Genomic DNA, 408 nt, shown 5'->3' on the forward strand with positions numbered 1-408 from the left:
GATCGGTGGAATGCCGGCGATCATGACGATCTCGTCCGACGGCGGTAGCTGCATGATCTCGCCCGGCGTGAGCAGTTGCCGTGCGGTCTCCGAGCGCGACACCATCATATGGCCGAGCCAGGGCGAGAGCCGGTGGCCGGCATAGTTCTTCATCGCCTTCATCTCGGTGGCGGTGCCGAGCGCATCGGAAACGCGTTTGGCGGTGCGCTCGTCATTGGTCGCGAAGCTGACCCGAACATGGCAGTTGTCGAGGATCGAGTTGTTCGGGCCGTAGGCCTTCTCGATCTGGTTCAGCGATTGCGCAATGAGGAAGGCCTTCAGGCCATAGCCTGCCATGAAGGCAAGCGCGCTCTCGAAGAAGTCCAAGCGCCCGAGCGCGGGAAACTCGTCGAGCATCAGGAGTAGACG

At 62.3% G+C, this 408-nt stretch carries 1 protein-coding gene; it reads right to left on the reverse strand.

Annotated features, from left to right (window positions below; genetic code table 11):
• Positions 1 to 396: type IV secretory system conjugative DNA transfer family protein (locus tag A6F49_RS14390; RefSeq protein WP_235605016.1), on the reverse strand; the 396-nt coding region annotated here is incomplete at its 3' end.
• Between the last annotated feature and the right edge of the window lie 12 nt (positions 397 to 408).

It is taken from the genome of Enteractinococcus helveticum, from assembly GCF_001657475.1.
Lineage (GTDB): Bacteria > Actinomycetota > Actinomycetes > Actinomycetales > Micrococcaceae > Yaniella > Yaniella helvetica.